This window comes from Shigella sp. FC1567 (assembly GCF_001743015.1).
Classification (GTDB): Bacteria; Pseudomonadota; Gammaproteobacteria; order Enterobacterales; family Enterobacteriaceae; genus Escherichia; species Escherichia coli.
This window is the reverse complement of the sequence record NZ_MIIV01000441.1, coordinates 1-302: the sequence shown is the minus strand read 5'-3', so window position 1 is coordinate 302 and position 302 is coordinate 1. Positions and strand designations below refer to the sequence as shown.

At 51.0% G+C, this 302-nt stretch carries 1 pseudogene; it reads right to left on the bottom strand.

The features are described from left to right. Nucleotides 1-179 (bottom strand): annotated as a pseudogene (locus BHE85_RS19390) (IS1 family transposase); the annotation flags it as partial. Between the last annotated feature and the right edge of the window lie 123 nt (nt 180-302).

Here is a 302-nt window from a genome sequence, read left to right as displayed (position 1 = left end):
GACAGCAGGCTCAGAAGACGCTCCAGTGTGGCCAGAGTGCGTTCACCGAAGACGTGCGCCACAACCGTCCTCCGTATCCTGTCATACGCGTAAAACAGCCAGCGCTGACGTGATTTAGCACCGACGTAGCCCCACTGTTCGTCCATTTCAGCGCAGACAATCACATCACTGCTAGACTGGCCCCCTGAATCTCCAGACAACCAGTATCACTTAAATAAGTGATAGTCTTAATACTAGTTTTTAGACTAGTCATTGGAGTACAGATGATTGATGTCTTAGGGCCGGAGAAACGCAGACGGCGT